Annotated in this window: 7 protein-coding genes and 1 pseudogene; all 8 read left to right on the top strand. The window is 69.4% G+C overall.

Annotation, left to right across the window (positions count from 1 at the left end; genetic code table 11):
- Positions 1 to 2 precede the first annotated feature (2 nt).
- On the top strand, positions 3 to 1571 hold the full coding sequence (tagF, locus tag ACFWZ3_RS06260) for a type VI secretion system-associated protein TagF (RefSeq protein WP_439706882.1): 1569 nt from the start codon (positions 3 to 5) through the stop codon (positions 1569 to 1571).
- A complete protein-coding gene (locus ACFWZ3_RS06255; RefSeq protein ID WP_439706881.1) occupies positions 1568 to 2293 on the top strand; it encodes a PP2C family protein-serine/threonine phosphatase in 726 nt (241 codons plus the stop codon). Before tagF ends, ACFWZ3_RS06255 begins: the two co-directional genes overlap by 4 nt.
- A 10-nt stretch (positions 2294 to 2303) precedes the next feature.
- Positions 2304 to 4064: pseudogene (locus ACFWZ3_RS06250) on the top strand (protein kinase domain-containing protein); the annotation flags it as partial.
- Between the two features lie 379 nt (positions 4065 to 4443).
- The gene (locus ACFWZ3_RS06245; protein ID WP_439706880.1) at positions 4444 to 5127 is read left to right on the top strand and encodes a hypothetical protein; all 684 of its coding nucleotides are present in this window, start codon (positions 4444 to 4446) and stop codon (positions 5125 to 5127) included.
- A 61-nt stretch (positions 5128 to 5188) separates the two neighbouring features.
- Positions 5189 to 8872 (top strand): protein kinase domain-containing protein, encoded by a 3684-nt coding sequence (locus ACFWZ3_RS06240; RefSeq protein ID WP_439706879.1) that lies wholly within the window; start codon positions 5189 to 5191, stop codon positions 8870 to 8872.
- Entirely contained in the window at positions 8869 to 9180 is a 312-nt protein-coding gene (locus ACFWZ3_RS06235) for a hypothetical protein (RefSeq protein ID WP_439706878.1), read from the top strand. The genes ACFWZ3_RS06240 and ACFWZ3_RS06235 overlap by 4 nt, the downstream gene beginning before the upstream one ends.
- 520 nt (positions 9181 to 9700) lie before the next feature.
- Positions 9701 to 11392, top strand: a complete 1692-nt coding sequence (locus tag ACFWZ3_RS06230) for a ShlB/FhaC/HecB family hemolysin secretion/activation protein (protein WP_439707110.1) — start codon at positions 9701 to 9703, stop codon at positions 11390 to 11392.
- An 11-nt stretch (positions 11393 to 11403) separates the two neighbouring features.
- Positions 11404 to 15340, top strand: a 3937-nt coding sequence (locus ACFWZ3_RS06225) for a beta strand repeat-containing protein (protein ID WP_439706877.1), incomplete at its 3' end; no start/stop codon positions are given.

The raw sequence follows: 15340 nt of genomic DNA, 5'->3' as shown, positions 1-15340 counted from the left end.
CCATGTCCGGGCCGACAGGGGGCGGGACGGCGAGCGTGGGGTTCTTCGGCAAGTTGCCGGGGGCGGGGGATTTCGTGCAACGGCGGTTGCCAGGCGCGTTCGTCGAACGTTGGGACCGGCATTTCGAGCAGGCGGTGTTTGCCAGCCGCGAGGCCTTGGGCCAGGACTGGGCATCCGCCTATCGCGCCAGCCCGACCTGGCGCTTCGTGCTGTCGCCGCAGGCCTGCGGCGAGGGCGCGTGGGCCGGCGTGTTCGGTCCTGCCGACGACCGCGTCGGCCGCAGCTTCCCGATGGTGTTGACCGCGGCGATCTCGCCGGGGGAGGTCGAACCACTGCTGCGCGAGGGGGCCGGTTGGTTCGACGCGCTGGCGCGCGTGCATGCACAAGGCCAACGTGGCGCTCCCGTGGACGCCGAAGGTTTCGACGCCCTGGTGGCGGCGTTGCCAGATCCCGCGACCGCCGCGCCTGCGGCCGTCGACCTGTGCGAGGGTATCGATTTCAGTCGCGCGACGCATTGGCGCCTGCCACTGCCGGCGCGCGCCATCGATACCCTGGCGCTGGTGGGACTGTGGCGACGGCTCGCCGGCCACGGCGGCCCGTGGTGCTTGTGGTGGAGCGAGGGCGCCGGCCGCGTGCCGGCCGGGATACTCGCCACCCGCGGCCTGCCTGCGCCGGACGCTTATGCAGGTTTCCTCGATGCGGCCCGGGCCGGTGCATGGCTGACTCCGGGCGTTGCCGCTGCACCGCTGCCCGAGCCGGCGGCGCCTGCCGCGACCGAGCGGGCGCCGCTGCCTGCGCCGCCGCCGGCACCGGCGCTAGCGCACGAGTCGGATGACGACGTGACCGTGCCGGGCTTCGTGCGCAAGGTGCAGGCAGCGGCGCCCCTCGTGGGCGCACCCGTGTTCAACACCGAGTTGTCCGTCCAAGCGGCGCCCGGCGCCGCCGTGGTCCGCCATCCGGCCTGCGCCCTGACCCTGGTGGCGGCGGATCTGGGCCTGGCCGACCCGCGCCGCCGCGCCGCCTCCGCGGCAGCCAGCGTCGGCGCGGAGATGAGCCCCGCGGACGAGGCGGCGCCCGGCACGCACGCGCTGCGTGCCCGCTTGATGGCGCTCCATCCGCTGCTGCGCCACGGGCGCGTGACCGAAGACGGCGCCGTGGTCGCAGCCCGCCTCGCGGGCAACCAGGCCGGTCTGCTGCGCGTGGGAGCCGCCGGTGCCTGGCACTGGCGCAGTGGCCGGATACGCCCGCTGTTCGCCGCCGCGCCGGTGCAGCCGACGCTCCCCGGTAGCGGCGAACTGGACGATCTGCTGTTCGGCGGCAACGACGCTCCCTCACTTCCAGGCCTGGGTGCCGAAGGCATGCCCGGCTGCGAGCAGATCGCCTGCGAGCTCATGCCCGGCGATCGCCTGCTGCTGCTGGCCGGCGTGGCACATACGCAGCTCTCGCAGGCCACGCTGGCCCAGGCGCTGACCGCCGTCACGCCGGAGGACGCGCAGGCGCGCCTGGCCCAGGCGCTGGGTCCCGATCCTTTGCGGCCCTGGCCGCTGGCCGTCATCGAGGTGCAGCCATGACCGTGCGTTACCAGTCCGCGGGGCATACCCATACCGGCAAGGTCCGCAAGCACAACGAAGACGCGATCCTGCTGCGCGAGGACATCGGCCTGTGGGTGGTCGCCGACGGCCTGGGCGGCCACTCGGCGGGTGATTACGCCAGTGGGCTGATCGTCGAGCGACTGGGCTCGCTGCCGCGCAACGGCGACGTGTTCGAGTTCATCGAGTCGATCGAGGACACGCTGGCACAGGTCAACAGCGAGCTGCGCCAGGTGGCGATGTCGCGCGGCGTCGACCTGATCGGCTCGACCGTGGTGCTGCTCGTCTACGACCCGGACTTCATGCTGTGTGGCTGGGTCGGCGACAGCCGCGCCTACTGCTTCGAAGACGGCCGCCTGCGCCAGATCACCCAGGACCACGTGCACGGCGTCAAGGAAGAGATCACCCAGTTCGCCGGCGGCCCCGCACCCGCGCGCCCGCAGCCCGGTGCGGGCGTGCTGACCCGCGCGGTCGGTGCGGAGGAGCGGCTGTTCGTCGACTGGGTCGTCGCCGGCAACCGCCCGGGCATGCAGTTCGTGCTGTGTTCCGACGGCATCAACAAAGAAATGTCCGACGAGGAAATCGACGCGCAGTGCGCGCGTCCTCAGCCACCAGCCGACCTGTTGCAGGGGCTGTTCGCGCTGGCCATGGGGCGGGCCGCGCGCGACAACGTGTCGGCCGTGGTCGTGCGACTGCAGGACTGACGCGACAACCATGGCTACCTCATCGCTAAGCGCCCTCGTCGAGGCCTACCGGGCCGGCGAGCTGTCGTTGCCGGCGCTGCTCGTCGATGCGCTGGCCGAGCGCGGCGCGGTGCCTGCGGACCAGCACGCGGCCGAGCTGCAGTGGCTCGCGCGCATGCGCGAGGATGGCAACATCGACGCCGGCGTGGCGCAACTGGTCTGCGAGCGCCTGGACGTGCTGCAACGCGCGGGCGAGGAGCTGGCGCCGGTGCTGGCCGCGTCCGAGGTCGACGGGGCGACTCGCGTTGCACCGGCCAAGCGATCGACCCCGGTCGCCTCTCACGCCGACGAGGCCACCCGGGTCGCGCCGGCCCCGCGGCCCGCAACCGACGATGCGCCAGCGGACCAGGCGACCGTGGTCACGCCGGCGTCCGCCCGGCCGGGGGCGACCCGCACCGGCGTCACCGGTTCGCGCACCGCGGGCGGCACCGGCAGCATCGACGCCGCCGGCTGGCAACAACTGGCCGACGTGGCCGGCAGCGACCAGGCGACCATCGGCATGCTGCTCAAGGGCCGGTTCCTGATCGAGCGCGAGATCGGGCGCGGCGGCATGGGCGTGGTATTCCTCGCACGCGACGAGCGCAAGGTCGAGGCACGCGACCGCGACCCGTACGTCGCGGTGAAAGTGCTCAACGACGAATTCCGCCGTCATCCCGATTCGCTGATCGCGCTCCAACGCGAGTCGCGCCGCTCGCAGCAACTGGCGCACGACAACATCGTGCGCGTCTACGACTTCGACAAGGACGGCACCATCGTCTTCATGACGATGGAATACGTCGACGGTTCGGACCTCAAGACGCTGATCCGCGAGAGCGCCTCGCGCGGTTTGCCGCTGGCCAGGGCCAGGCCGCTGATCGAGGGCATGGCACGGGCGCTCAAGCGCGCCCACGACGCCGGGGTGGTGCACTCGGACTTCAAGCCCGGCAACGTGATGGTCACCCGCGAGGGGATGCCCAAAGTGTTCGACTTCGGCATCGCGCGCGCCGGCAAGCAGCCCGGCGAGGCGGCCGAGGACCAGACGGTGTTCGACGCAGGCCGCCTTGGCGCGCTGACCCCGGCGTATGCAAGCCCGGAGATGATCCAGGGCCGGCCGCCGCAAGCCACCGACGACATCTACGCACTGGGTTGCGTTGCCTTTGAACTGCTCACCGGGAAGCACCCCTTCGACAGGGTGAGTGCCGAAGTGGCCATGCGCGAGGGGCGCAAGCCGCCGGCGGTGCCCGGACTCACCCGCCGCCAGTACAGGACGTTGTGCGACGCCGTCGCCTTCACCGCCGACAAGCGCCTGAAAAGCGCGGATCGGCTGGTCGAGGGCTTGCGCGATGTCGGCCTTGGCGAGCGCCTGGGCCGGCCGCTCGCCTGGACGCTGGTCGGCGTCCTGCTGCTGGCGGTTGCCGGCTGGGGTGCGCTCGGGCAGTGGCGCGCGCGCCAGGTGGCGGAAGTCGCCTCGCGCTTCCACTCCGCCAATCCGCTGCACTTCGGCGACGAAGCCCAGGCGGCTGCCGCGCTCGAGCAACTGGGCGAGGACGGACGCAAGCGCTTGATGCTCGACCAGGGCGACCTGGTGCAGCAATTCCTGCTCGACCGCGTCGATGTCTACTGGAACCCGGCCCAGGGTCGGCACGATTACGCCGCGGCGGAGCGTGTGTTCGAGCTGCCCGCGCGGTTGCATCTGTTCCTGCCGCGCCTGGATCTCAAGCGCGCTGCCGTGGAGAAGGAAAAGCAGGAGCGGGAGCGGCCCATCGTGGCAAAGGCGTCGCCGGTACCCGTGACCGCGCCGCCCCCACAGAGCACGCCTGTGCGCACGTCGGTGCCGGTTGAAGAGGCACGGGCCACGCCGACGTCGGCAGCGACGCCAGCCAAAACGCCATCGACCGAAAAGCACCAGGCCGCAGGTCCTTCCCGTCGCATGCAGGAAGTCGCGGCCGGCCTGCTGCGCGAGGGCGAACGCAACTTCGCCCAGCAGAACTACTCGGCCGCCATCGCCAATGCCAGGGCCGCGCTTCAGGTGAACCCGGGCGACGCGGCCGCCAGGCGCCTCCTGCGCCGCGCCCAGCAGGCGCAGCAGCAGGCCATGAACAGCATCTCGATCAACTGAGGAGGGACTCGCCATGTATCAAGGATTCCGCGGTATCAGCCTGTTGGGTGCGGCCTGCACACTCGCCCTGGTGAGTGGTTGCGCGCAGATGCCCGGCATGGGCATGCCCAACGACGGCGCCCGCACGAACGCCAGCGAGACCGCATCGCACACATGCAATCCGGCCGTCGGCGGCGCGATCGGCGCGCTGGCCGGTTCGATGTTCGGCAAGGGCAAGGGCCATCTGGCCGGCGCCGCGATCGGCGCAGGCATCGGCGTGTTCGCCTGCATGGCCTACAACTACCACGCGCGCAAGGTGCGCGACGCGCGCTCGGTGGAAGACCAGTACCGGCACGACCGCGGCGCCTTGCCGGCGAACAACACCATCAGCGCCTACCAGACCGCGCTGCTGCCCGGCGAAACCATCCGCTCCGGCAGCAAGGCGGCGATGCAGTCGCGCGTCACGCTGGTGCGCGGCACGACCGACGTGGTGCCGCAGCTCAAGGAACAGTTGACCCTGTTCGCGCCGGACGGCCGCCAGCTGACCACCGTGACCAAGGACGCCACCGCCATCGACGGCACCGGCGAGTACGAGACCAACTTCGACTTCAACCTGCCCAAGGGCATCCAGGACGGCCGCTACACGATGCGCTCGGCGCTGTACATGGACGGCCAGCAGGTGCGCACCAACGAAGTCCCCATGCTGGTGGTCAGCTGACCGCACCGGCCGCCATCGCCGGTTGCCTTGATGCAGCCGCCGCACCGACGAAGAGCTTTGCATGAACACGCTTGCCGAACTGATCGCTGCCTTCCGAAACGGCCACCTGCCGCTACCCGTGCTGCTCGATGCGCTCGGCCGCCGCGGCGCAGTGCCGGAGGATCGCCACCACGACGAGCTCGCGCTGCTGCACCGCCTGCACGACGAGGGCGAGCTGGACGCGGAGATCGGCCGCGTGTTGCTGGAGCGGTTGATGGCCGTGCAGGCCGTGGCCGAGGAAGTGGCGATGGCCGGTGATGCGACCGTCGTCGTACCGGCTGGGAGCGCGGCCCTGGAGGACGACGCCACAAGAGTGGCGCCGCCACCGTTCGTCCGTGCCGCGCCCGAGGACATCGGCGACGCGACCGTGGTGATGCCGGCCTCGCGTCCGCCCGCACCGCCCGTGCCAGTCGACGAGGCGACGGTGGTCATGCCCGCGTCGCACGGTCGCGCTACCGATGATGCGCAATCCACCGGTACCCAGTCCGGCACCGGCACGCACTCGGGTAACAGCGCCAGTTGGGAACGCCTGGCCGGCGCCGAGGGTGGCGACCATGCGCACGTCGGCATGCTGCTCAAGGGCCGCTTCCTGCTCGAGCGCGAGATCGGCCGCGGCGGCATGGGCGTGGTGTTCCTTGCGCGCGACGAGCGCAAGGTCGAGGCCCGCGACCGGGATCCGTACGTCGCGGTGAAAGTGCTGAACGACGAATTCCGCCGCCATCCCGACTCGCTGATTGCGCTGCAACGCGAATCGCGCCGCTCGCAGTCGCTGGCGCACGACAACATCGTGCGCGTCTACGACTTCGACAAGGACGGAACCATCGTCTTCATGACGATGGAATACGTCGACGGCTCGGACATGAAGGCGCTGATCCGCGAGCGCGCCTACAACGGCATGCCGCTGGCCAAGGCCCGCCCGCTGATCGAGGGCATGGCCTGGGCGCTCAAGCGCGCGCATGCCGCCGGCGTGGTGCACTCGGACTTCAAGCCCGGCAACGTCATGGTGACGCGCGAGGGCGTGCCCAAGGTGTTCGACTTCGGTATCGCGCGTGCCGGCAAGCACATGGGCGACGCGGTGGGCGAGCAGACCGTGTTCGACGCCGGCACGCTGGGTGCGCTGACGCCGGCCTATGCCAGCCTGGAGATGATCCAGGGCAGCGAGCCGACGCCGAGCGACGACATCTACGCACTCGGTTGCGTCGCGTTCGAGCTGCTCACCGGCAAGCATCCGTTCGACAAGGTCAGCGCCGAAGTAGCGATGCGCGAGGGGCGCAAGCCGCCGGCGGTACCGGGACTCACCCGGCGCCAGTACAAGGCGCTGTGCGACGCGGTCGCGTTCCGCGGCGAGGATCGCCTGCACACCGCGCAGGCATTCGTCGAGGGCCTGCGCGAGGTCGGCCTGCGCGAGCGCATCGGCCCGTACCTCGCCTGGGGCGCGGGCGCATTGGCCGTGCTGGTGGCCGGAGGCTGGGGCGGCGCGCACTACCTGCACCAGCGCAAGGTGGCGCAGGTGATCGCCCGCTTCGCGCCGGACGACGCGCACCGCTACACCAACGAAGCCCAGGCGATGGCCGCGCTGGACACGCTCGGCGACGAGGAGCGCAAGCGCCTGGTGCTCGACCAGGGCGACCTCATCCAGCGTTTCCTGCTGGCCCGCCTGGACGCCTACTGGAACCCCGCGCAGGGCCGCTACGATTATGTCCACGCACAGCAACTGTTCGCCCTGCGCGACCAGCTCAAGCTGTACTCGCCGGAACTGGACATCCGTCGCAGCGCGATGGACCAGCAGAAGAACGAGCTGCTCAACAGCCTGGACACCCAGCTGTCCCAGCGCATCGAGACCGGCGCGATCTTCGCCGACCAGCCGGGCAACGCGATCGAGACGCTGCAGAAGATCCGCGCCATCGACCCGGCCAGCAGCTTGCTCAAGAACGCCGAGCTGGAGCTGAAGTACGACATCGCCATTGGCGATGCGCTGGCGCAGCACCACGGCGACCAGGCCGCCGCGCATCTGAAGGAGGCACTGGCGGTGTTCCCCGATTCGGCGCGCCTGCAGCGCCGCCAGGCCCAGCTCGGCGCGATGGTTGCCGGCACCACCGTAACCGCCACGGCGACCGCCGCGAGCGCGACCAGCCTGCCCGAGGCGCGGGCCGCCCTGGCCGGGCTGATCGCGCACCCGGAAGCGAGCGCCGACTGGCAACGCCAGGTGGCCGCCGCGATGGCGCCGCTCAAGGGTGACGCCTCACCGCAGACCCGCGCGCTCATCGATCAACTGGCAGCGGCCATCGCCAGGGTCGCCGACCAGCAGACCGACGCGCTGCACCTGCCCCAGGACCAGGCGCTGGTGGACTTCGGCCTGGCCGTCGCACCGCAGTCGGCCGCGCTCAAGACCGAGCACGATCGCCTGGCCGCCCTGGACAAGCAGCAGCAGGACCGCCTGGCGCAGGAGAGCGCCGCCGCCGAGGTCACCGCGCGTATCGAGTCGGTCAAGCGCGCCGCTGCCGCGGGCGACACCGCCAAGGCGCAGGAATCGCTGGCGCGCATCCGCACGCTGGCGCCGCAGCATCCGTTCCTGGGCAGCGAAGGCCCGCAGCTGCTCGCCGATGCCTATCTGGGTCAGGCACGCGAGGCGTTCCGCAAGGGTCGCTACCAGGCCGCCGCCGATGTGCTCACGCGCGCCACCGGCCTGCTCGGTCAGCGTGCCGACCTGGTCAAGGCCAGCGCACGCTACGGCCTGGCGGCCGACCTGGTGAAGGCGCGCGGGCAGGCGGTGTCCTCGTCCGAACTCGATCGCATGCGCCACCAGCTGACGCAGGCACGCCACGCGGATGCCGACGCGCTGGCTGCACTCGAGGCGGACATGAAGCTGCGCGGACAGCTCGGCGAAGGTTCGCTGTCCGCCCTGCTGGACTCGCTCAAGCCCGCCAGCGGCACGCCGCCGACGCCGGTTTCGCCCACCGCCTTGCCGGCGCCCGCCGAGGGCAATGTCGCACCCCCTCCCACCGGCCGTGCACCGGCCACCGCGGCGGGGAAGGGCAGTCCGGCGGTGATCCGCCCGGCGCCGGCCACGGTTGCCGCTGGCGCCACCTCCGACCCCTGCGCCGCGCCCGACCTGATCGGCGCCGGCCGCGCCTGTTTCGACACCATCGACGGCAAGCGCGGTCCCGCGCTGGTGGTGGTGCGCGCGGGGGGCAAGACGTTGGCCATGACCCGCTCGGAAATCACCATCAACGAGTACAACCGCTATTGCGCGACCACCGGCAAGTGCAGCGCCATCGCACTGGACGACCGCTCCGCCGGCAGCCTGCCGGTGAGCAACATCAGTCTGGCCCAGGCGCGCGCTTATGCGGCATGGCTGGGCAGCGCCAGCGGCCACGTCTATCGCCTGCCGACCGACGCCGAATGGCTGGCGGCCGCGCGCGCCGGCGGCGGCTGGAAGCAGGCGCCGGACAGCAACTGCATCCCGCCCACCGCCGGTGCCGACGACGGCAGCGGTGCCCCGATCGCCGCACGCGGTCGCAGCCCCAACCCGTGGGGCCTGATCAACCTGACCGGCAATGTGTGGGAATGGGTAGACGATGGCGCGGCGGTGCGCGGCGGCAGCTACACCAGCTACTGGTCCGACTGCACCGTCGACAGCCGACGCCCCGACAGCGGCGGCGCGCAGAAAGACGTCGGCCTGCGCCTGGTGAGGGAGCTGCCATGAACGAACGCGAACGCATCGTCAATCGCGACCTGAACCTCCTTGACGAGGCCCATTACGGCGGGCGCATCGCCCGTGCCGAGTACCGCGCTCGCCGACGCAACGTGCTGTCCGCCCTGCGCGACAGCCACGGCATCACCGCCCGCAAGGCGGTGGTGCGGCCGTCCCGTCCTGCCGACGTGCCGGATGCCGACGTACTGCCGGCCTTGCTGGGCAGGACGACGCGTTCGAGTCGGATGCTGCTGGCCCTCTTTGCCGCCGGAGCGCTCGCTTGCGCCGTACTGCTTGGCCTGCTGTTCGTCACTTCCTGAAATGTGAACGCCTGATGAGTAATTCGTGAATGAAAGTGCCTCTGGATGGGCGTTTTCATTGACGGACTTCGCACTACAGGGTGAGACCGCGCGTTTGCGCGGCTGCCGGCGGCCGGGTCGGACCCGCCCGTCGCGTTGATGCGGCCCGGCAACCGGCGCCGCGCCAAGGAAACGGTCATCAAAGGGGAATGTCGTGCGGATTGCTTGCCTCGCAGCAGCGGTGGCCCTTGCCCTGGCGGGCGGGAACGCGTCGGCCCAGGCTTCGCCACCGGCACCGGCCGCGCCGGGTGCCCCCGCACAGGACATCCTGGTCAGCGGCGTCCCGACGGCAGGGCCGCAGGCCGCCCAGGTCCAGGCGCTGATCCAGTCCGAATACCAGCAGGCACTGGCCACCGCGGGCGTCTCGTCGCTGGACGCGGGGCAATTGCAGGCCGCGGCCGTGCTGATCACCACCCGGCTGCACGAAGCCGGCTACCCCGACGCCCACGCCTACCTGCCGGGGCAGGTGCTGGCGGTACACCTGGGCGCCGGCGCGACGCCTGCCGCGACCGTGGCGCAGGCCCTTGCCACGCCGGCGGCGCCGGTGCCCGAGATCGCACCCGCGGCCGCTGTGCCGCCGGTGCGCGAACGCGAAGCTGACCCGGCACGGGAACAGACCCTGGCGGTGCACGGTTTTCGAGTGCAGGGCGTGGGCAACCATCCGGACGAGGGCATTACACCGGCCAGCGTGCAAGCGCTGGCGGACGAGCAGTTCGCCACTCTCTCCGGTGGCACTGGCAAGCCGGCGCAGGTTGGTTTCAACCAGTTGCAGCACGTCGCCGACCGCATCACGGACCTCTACCGCAAGGCCGGCTTCATCGTGGCCACCGCGTTCGTGCCGGCGCAGGACGTGGGTGGCGAGGGCATCGTGCGGCTGGAGGTGCTCGAAGGCACGATCGGCAAGGTCGTGGTCAAGGGCGCCCGGCGTTATCACCCTTGGGCGATCGCTGCGCCGGCCACGAAGCTGCGCGGCAAGGCGTTGCAGAAAAGCGCGGTGGACACCGCGCTGCTGTACGACCGCGACCTGCCCGGCGTGTCGGTGGCCTCGACCTTCCAGCCCGGCGAAAAGACGGGCGAAACCGACCTCATCATGGTGGCGCACGAAGCGAAGCGGCCGTTTACCTTCTCGCTAGGCGCAAACAACTACGGCACCGAGCTTACCGGGCGCTATCGCGCGGAGGCGGGCGTTACCTGGAACAGCCCGCTGGGCATCGGCGACAGTCTGGCCGCCAACGTCAACTACGCACTGGACCCCAACCAGAACGTCTACGGCTCGCTGGTCTATCGGGCGCCCACCGTGGCGGTGCGTGGTCTCAGCGCGGTGATCGGGGCCACCCGCAGCGAATTGCAAATCAATTCCGGCGCTTTCGCCAGGCTGGACGTAAAAGGGCCCAGTTCCTCCTACTTCGGCGGCGCCGATTGGAAGTTCGTCAACACTGACGATCTGAAGATGCTTGGCTCGCTGCACTACATCCGCGAAGAGTCGAAGCTCAAACTCGGTGGCTTCAATTTCCCGCTCTCGGACGAGCGCTTCGACCTGGCCGAGTTGGGCTTCGGCGTGGAGCATACCGACAGGCGCTTCCACGGTGTGGACCTGCTGCAGGTGGCTGTGCGCAAGTCCATCCACGACGACTCGAAGGAGCCGGACCTGGTCAGTCCTGACCACGCGAGCAGCTTCCTATCCACGCGGCTGTCGTACACACGCCTGCAGTTCCTTACCCGTACCCAGCGGCTGTACCTGAAGTTCAACGGGCAGTACAGCAACGACGTGCTGGTGCCACTGGAACAATTCGCGATTGGTGGTCCGGACAGCGTGCGCGCCTACCCGATCGCCGACGCGCTAAGTGCGCGCGGCTATTTCTCCTCGCTGGAGTACCACGTGGACGCGCCGTTCTTTGCCGACAAGGCATCGCCTTTCCGCGGCCGGCCGTGGCGCGAGTTGCTGGAAGTGGAAGCGTTCCTGGACTACGCGCGCGGCTTCCCGGTGGCCAAGGAGCGCGCCACCGGACTCAAGCCAGTGAGCTACAGCGGTGTCGGCGCGGGTTTCGTCTTCCGCCTGCCGTTCTGGCACCACCTGGAATTCCATTTCGATGGCGCCGTGCCATTGGGTAGCCAGAAGGCTTCCGACGACCACGGCTACCACCTGTACGCACGCTTCGGCCTCACGTTCTGACGGACAACGACATGAACACGACTCCCCGCACCTCTCAGCGTCTGTCCCGTCGGCCGGTCGTGCCGGCGCCGGACTTGCCGCGGCTGCGGCAGCAGCGGTTGGCGCTCAGTCTCGCGCTGGCGTTGGGTTCGATGGCATTCTGCAGCGGCACGATGGCGGCAAGCAGCAGCGTGGCGGCGAGCACCATGCCGGTGGGCGGCACGGTGGTGGGTGGCATCGGCTCGATCACGCAAAGCGGCTCCCAGACCGTAGTCAACCAGCAATCCGCGTTGCTGGCGTTGAACTGGCAGAGCTTCAACGTGGGCAAGGATGCCACGGTGCTTTTCAATCAGCCCTCGTTCAACGCGGTGGCCCTCAACCGCATCCTCGACCAGAACCCCAGCCAGATCTTCGGCCACATCCAGTCCAACGGTCAGGTGTTCCTGATCAACACGCACGGCATCATCTTCGGCAGCAGTGCGCAGTTGAACGTGGGCGGCCTGGTCGCCAGCACGCTGGACCTCACGCCGACCGATTTCCTGTCGAACCATTTCAACCTCGACGCGCACGGCGGCAGTGCCGGTGTCGTCAACCACGGCACCATCCAGGCGGCCAGCGGCGGGTCGGTGAGCCTGATCGGCAGCAACGTGCAGAACGACGGCCTGATCGTTGCGAACTACGGTCGCATCAATCTCGACGGCGCCGACCGTGCCGTGCTGGATTTCGATGGCAACGGACTGATCGGCGTGCAGGTCACCGGCGCCCTGCAGCAACGGTTGGCCGCCGACGAAGCCGCGGTGGCGAACAACGGTACGTTGCAGGCCAATGGCGGCACCGTGGTGCTGCAGGCCTCGGCCGCAAAGGACCTGTTCACCAATCTCGTGAACAACAGCGGTGTGATCGATGCCCACGGCATCAGCACCGACGGTGGCGTGGTACGCCTGGTTGGCACCGGCGGCAACGTCCAGAACAGCGGCAGCATCGCTGCCAGCGGAACCTATGGCGGGCGTATCGACTTGCTGTCGGACCGCGACGTGATGGTTACCGGCGGTGCCCTGGATGCTTCGGGCCGCCAGGGCGGCGGGGCCATCCGCGTCGGTGGCGGCGTCCGCGGCGGCGAAGGCCTCATGGTAGCGGCGCGCAGTTACGTCGCGTCGGACGCGACGCTCAACGTCGATGCGGCGGTCAAGGGCGACGGCGGCAGCATTGCAGTGTTTTCCCGGGACAACTCGATCGTTGCCGGTGGCTTGTCTTCGCGCGGAGGCGTCGACGGCGGGGACGGCGGCTTTGTCGAGACGTCGAGCCACGGTGCGCTCACGGTCACCGGCACGCCGCAGGTCACGGCGCGTGGCGTGAAGGGATCGGGCGGCAACTGGCTGATCGACCCGAACAACATCTCCATCGTCGCCGGCAGCGGCAATACCAAGATCAATGCCACCAACCCCTTCGTTACGAGCAACAACGGAGCGTCACTGGGCGTTGACCTGATCACCGCTGCCTTGACTGGCGGCGCCAACGTCACGGTCACGACCGGCAGCAATGGCGCCAACAGCGAACCGGGTGACATCACCCTCAACGCCGACCTCGACTACGACGGCAAAGGGACCAACGCGCTCACGCTCAATGCGGCGCACGACATCGTCCTCAACAACAAGATCTTCGATTCTACGCCGGGCGGCGACGTGCTGAACCTGTCGTTGCTCGCGGGCCACAGCATCTCGCTCAACAACGATATCGCCCTGGGCGGCGGGTCGGCCACGCTGACGGCAACGACTGGCAGCATCTCGCAGACGGCAGGGAAGCTGCTTTCCGGCGGCGCCCTCACGCTCGGTTCGGCTACCGGCATTGGCGCCGGCAGCGCACTGGAGACACGAGTGGATACGTTGACCTTCACCAACAGTGGTGGAGGCGGTGTGGCGCTCAACGATGCCGACGCCCTGACGGTAAGCGGCAACACCCTTTCGGGCGACGTCCACGTCACCGCACGAACCGGAGATCTCACCATCGGCGGTGACGTCAGTTCCGCCGACAAGGTCACTCTGGGTGCAGGGGCGGGCAATGTCGTGCACTCGTCCGGCACGGTCAGCGGCAACGTCGTGCATTTCGACGCCTGGGGAGCCAATGGTTCCATCGGCGCGTCCGGCGCCGTCCTGACCGACGCCTCCCAGCTCAGTTTCGAGGCCAGGGGCACCGGCGCTGTGCAGATCGTCGAAGCCGACGGCGCGGCCGTCAGCGGCACTGCCATCGACGGCGACGTCGCCATCAGCAGCACGAGCGGCGACCTTGCCATCAACGGTGTGCTGAGCACGACCGGCAACGTCACTCTCGATGCGCTCGCGGGCAATCTCTCGCACACTACTGGCTCGGTTGCCGGCAATGTGCTTACGTTCACGGCAGGTGGCGCCAACGGAGCAATCGGCGCTTCGGAGGCCATCCGCACCGATGCCGGCAGCATCGTGTTCAGCGCCAACGGTACCGGTGCCGTCCACATCATCGACGCCAACGGCACCCAGGTCAGCGGTACCGCCGGCAGCGGGGCGGTTGCCATTACCAGTACTGCCGGTGACCTCGGCGTGGCCGGCGCCGGCATCGTTACGCAGGGTGGTGGGGTGACCCTCGAGGCGGCCGGTGGCGATGCGCGCATCAGTATCGACGTGGGCGCCACGGTCGATGTCACCGATGGCAACGGCGTTCCTGCCGGCGCCAACATCAGTCTGGTCACGGATAACGCGGACATTCTCGGCACCCTCGATGCCGGTACTGCCGGCATCGTCGCGATCCGGCAAGCGACCGCGGGCAGGCAGATTTCGCTGGGCAGCGATGAATCGCTCCATCTTGGCGTTACCGATGCCGAGTTCGACCGGATCACGGCGAAAGCCATCGCTATCGGTGACTCCAGCAGCGGCGATCTGACGGTGTATGCGCCGATCGGACCAGCGGCATCGAGCAACCTGTCGTTGCAAAGCGGGGGCACCATCTCCCAGATGGCTGGCGCGACCATCACGACGGGCACGCTCAGCGGCAGTTCTGTCGGCAGCACGATGCTAGACCAGGCCAACCTGATCGGCACGCTGGGCAACTTCAGTGCGGCCGGGTTCGCCCTCACCAATGCGCAGGCGCTGGCAGTGAACGGTCCGGTCAACGGTGGCGCGAGCACTTCGCTGGTCACCACCACGGGTGACCTGGCGATCAACGGGGCAGTGGACGGCACGACGACCACGCTGACCTCGGCCGGCGCGATTACCGAGGGCGCTAGTGGCGTCATCACCGCCGACGCGCTGACTGGCAGTTCCGTCGGCAACACCACGCTGAGCCGATCCAACCAGGTGGCGGCACTGGACACGTTCACCAGCGGTGGCGACTTCGCCTTCAACGATGCGCAGACCCTGACGGTGAACGATGCGCCGTCGGTCAACGGCGGGCTGGGTAATCTCACCCTGACCACCACCGGGGCCGGTTCGGATCTGATCCTGGCCAGCGATCTGGTCGGCAACACGGTGACCCTGGGGGCGGGTCACGACATCAGCCAGAGCGTCGGCTCGATCACCGCGCTCACCCTGACCGGCAGTTCAGCCGGCAGCACGGCGCTCACCGGCATCAACCAGATCAGCACGCTGGGCAGCTTCAGTGCGGCCGGGTTCAGTTTGACCAATGCGGGGGCGCTGACGGTCACCGGCGGGGTCAACGGTGGTGCAAGCACGACGCTGACCACGACCACAGGTGACCTGGCGATCAACGGCGCCGTCATTGGCACCACGGTCACGCTGACCTCCGCTGGCGCGATCACCGAAGGCACCAGTGGCGTCATCACCACCGATACCCTGGCGGGCAGTTCGACCGGCGCGACCACGCTCAACGGCGCCAACCAGATCGGTACGCTGGGCAGCTTCAGTGCGGTCGGTTTCAACCTGACCAACGCGCAGGCCCTGGCGGTCGCTGGCCCGATCGACGGCGGCGCGAGCACCTCGC

The organism is Frateuria sp. GZRR35 (assembly GCF_051900415.1).
GTDB lineage: Bacteria > Pseudomonadota > Gammaproteobacteria > Xanthomonadales > Rhodanobacteraceae > Frateuria_A.
The sequence above is the reverse complement of the archived record's forward strand: the minus strand, read 5'-3'. Positions and strand labels throughout refer to the sequence as shown.

Coding starts and splice junctions, on each gene's coding strand:
- ACFWZ3_RS06255 (WP_439706881.1), top strand. CDS start 1,568: ATGACCGTGCGTTACCAGTCCGCGGGGCATACCCATACCGGCAAGGTC.
- ACFWZ3_RS06245 (WP_439706880.1), top strand. CDS start 4,444: ATGTATCAAGGATTCCGCGGTATCAGCCTGTTGGGTGCGGCCTGCACA.
- ACFWZ3_RS06240 (WP_439706879.1), top strand. CDS start 5,189: ATGAACACGCTTGCCGAACTGATCGCTGCCTTCCGAAACGGCCACCTG.
- tagF (WP_439706882.1), top strand. CDS start 3: ATGTCCGGGCCGACAGGGGGCGGGACGGCGAGCGTGGGGTTCTTCGGC.
- ACFWZ3_RS06235 (WP_439706878.1), top strand. CDS start 8,869: ATGAACGAACGCGAACGCATCGTCAATCGCGACCTGAACCTCCTTGAC.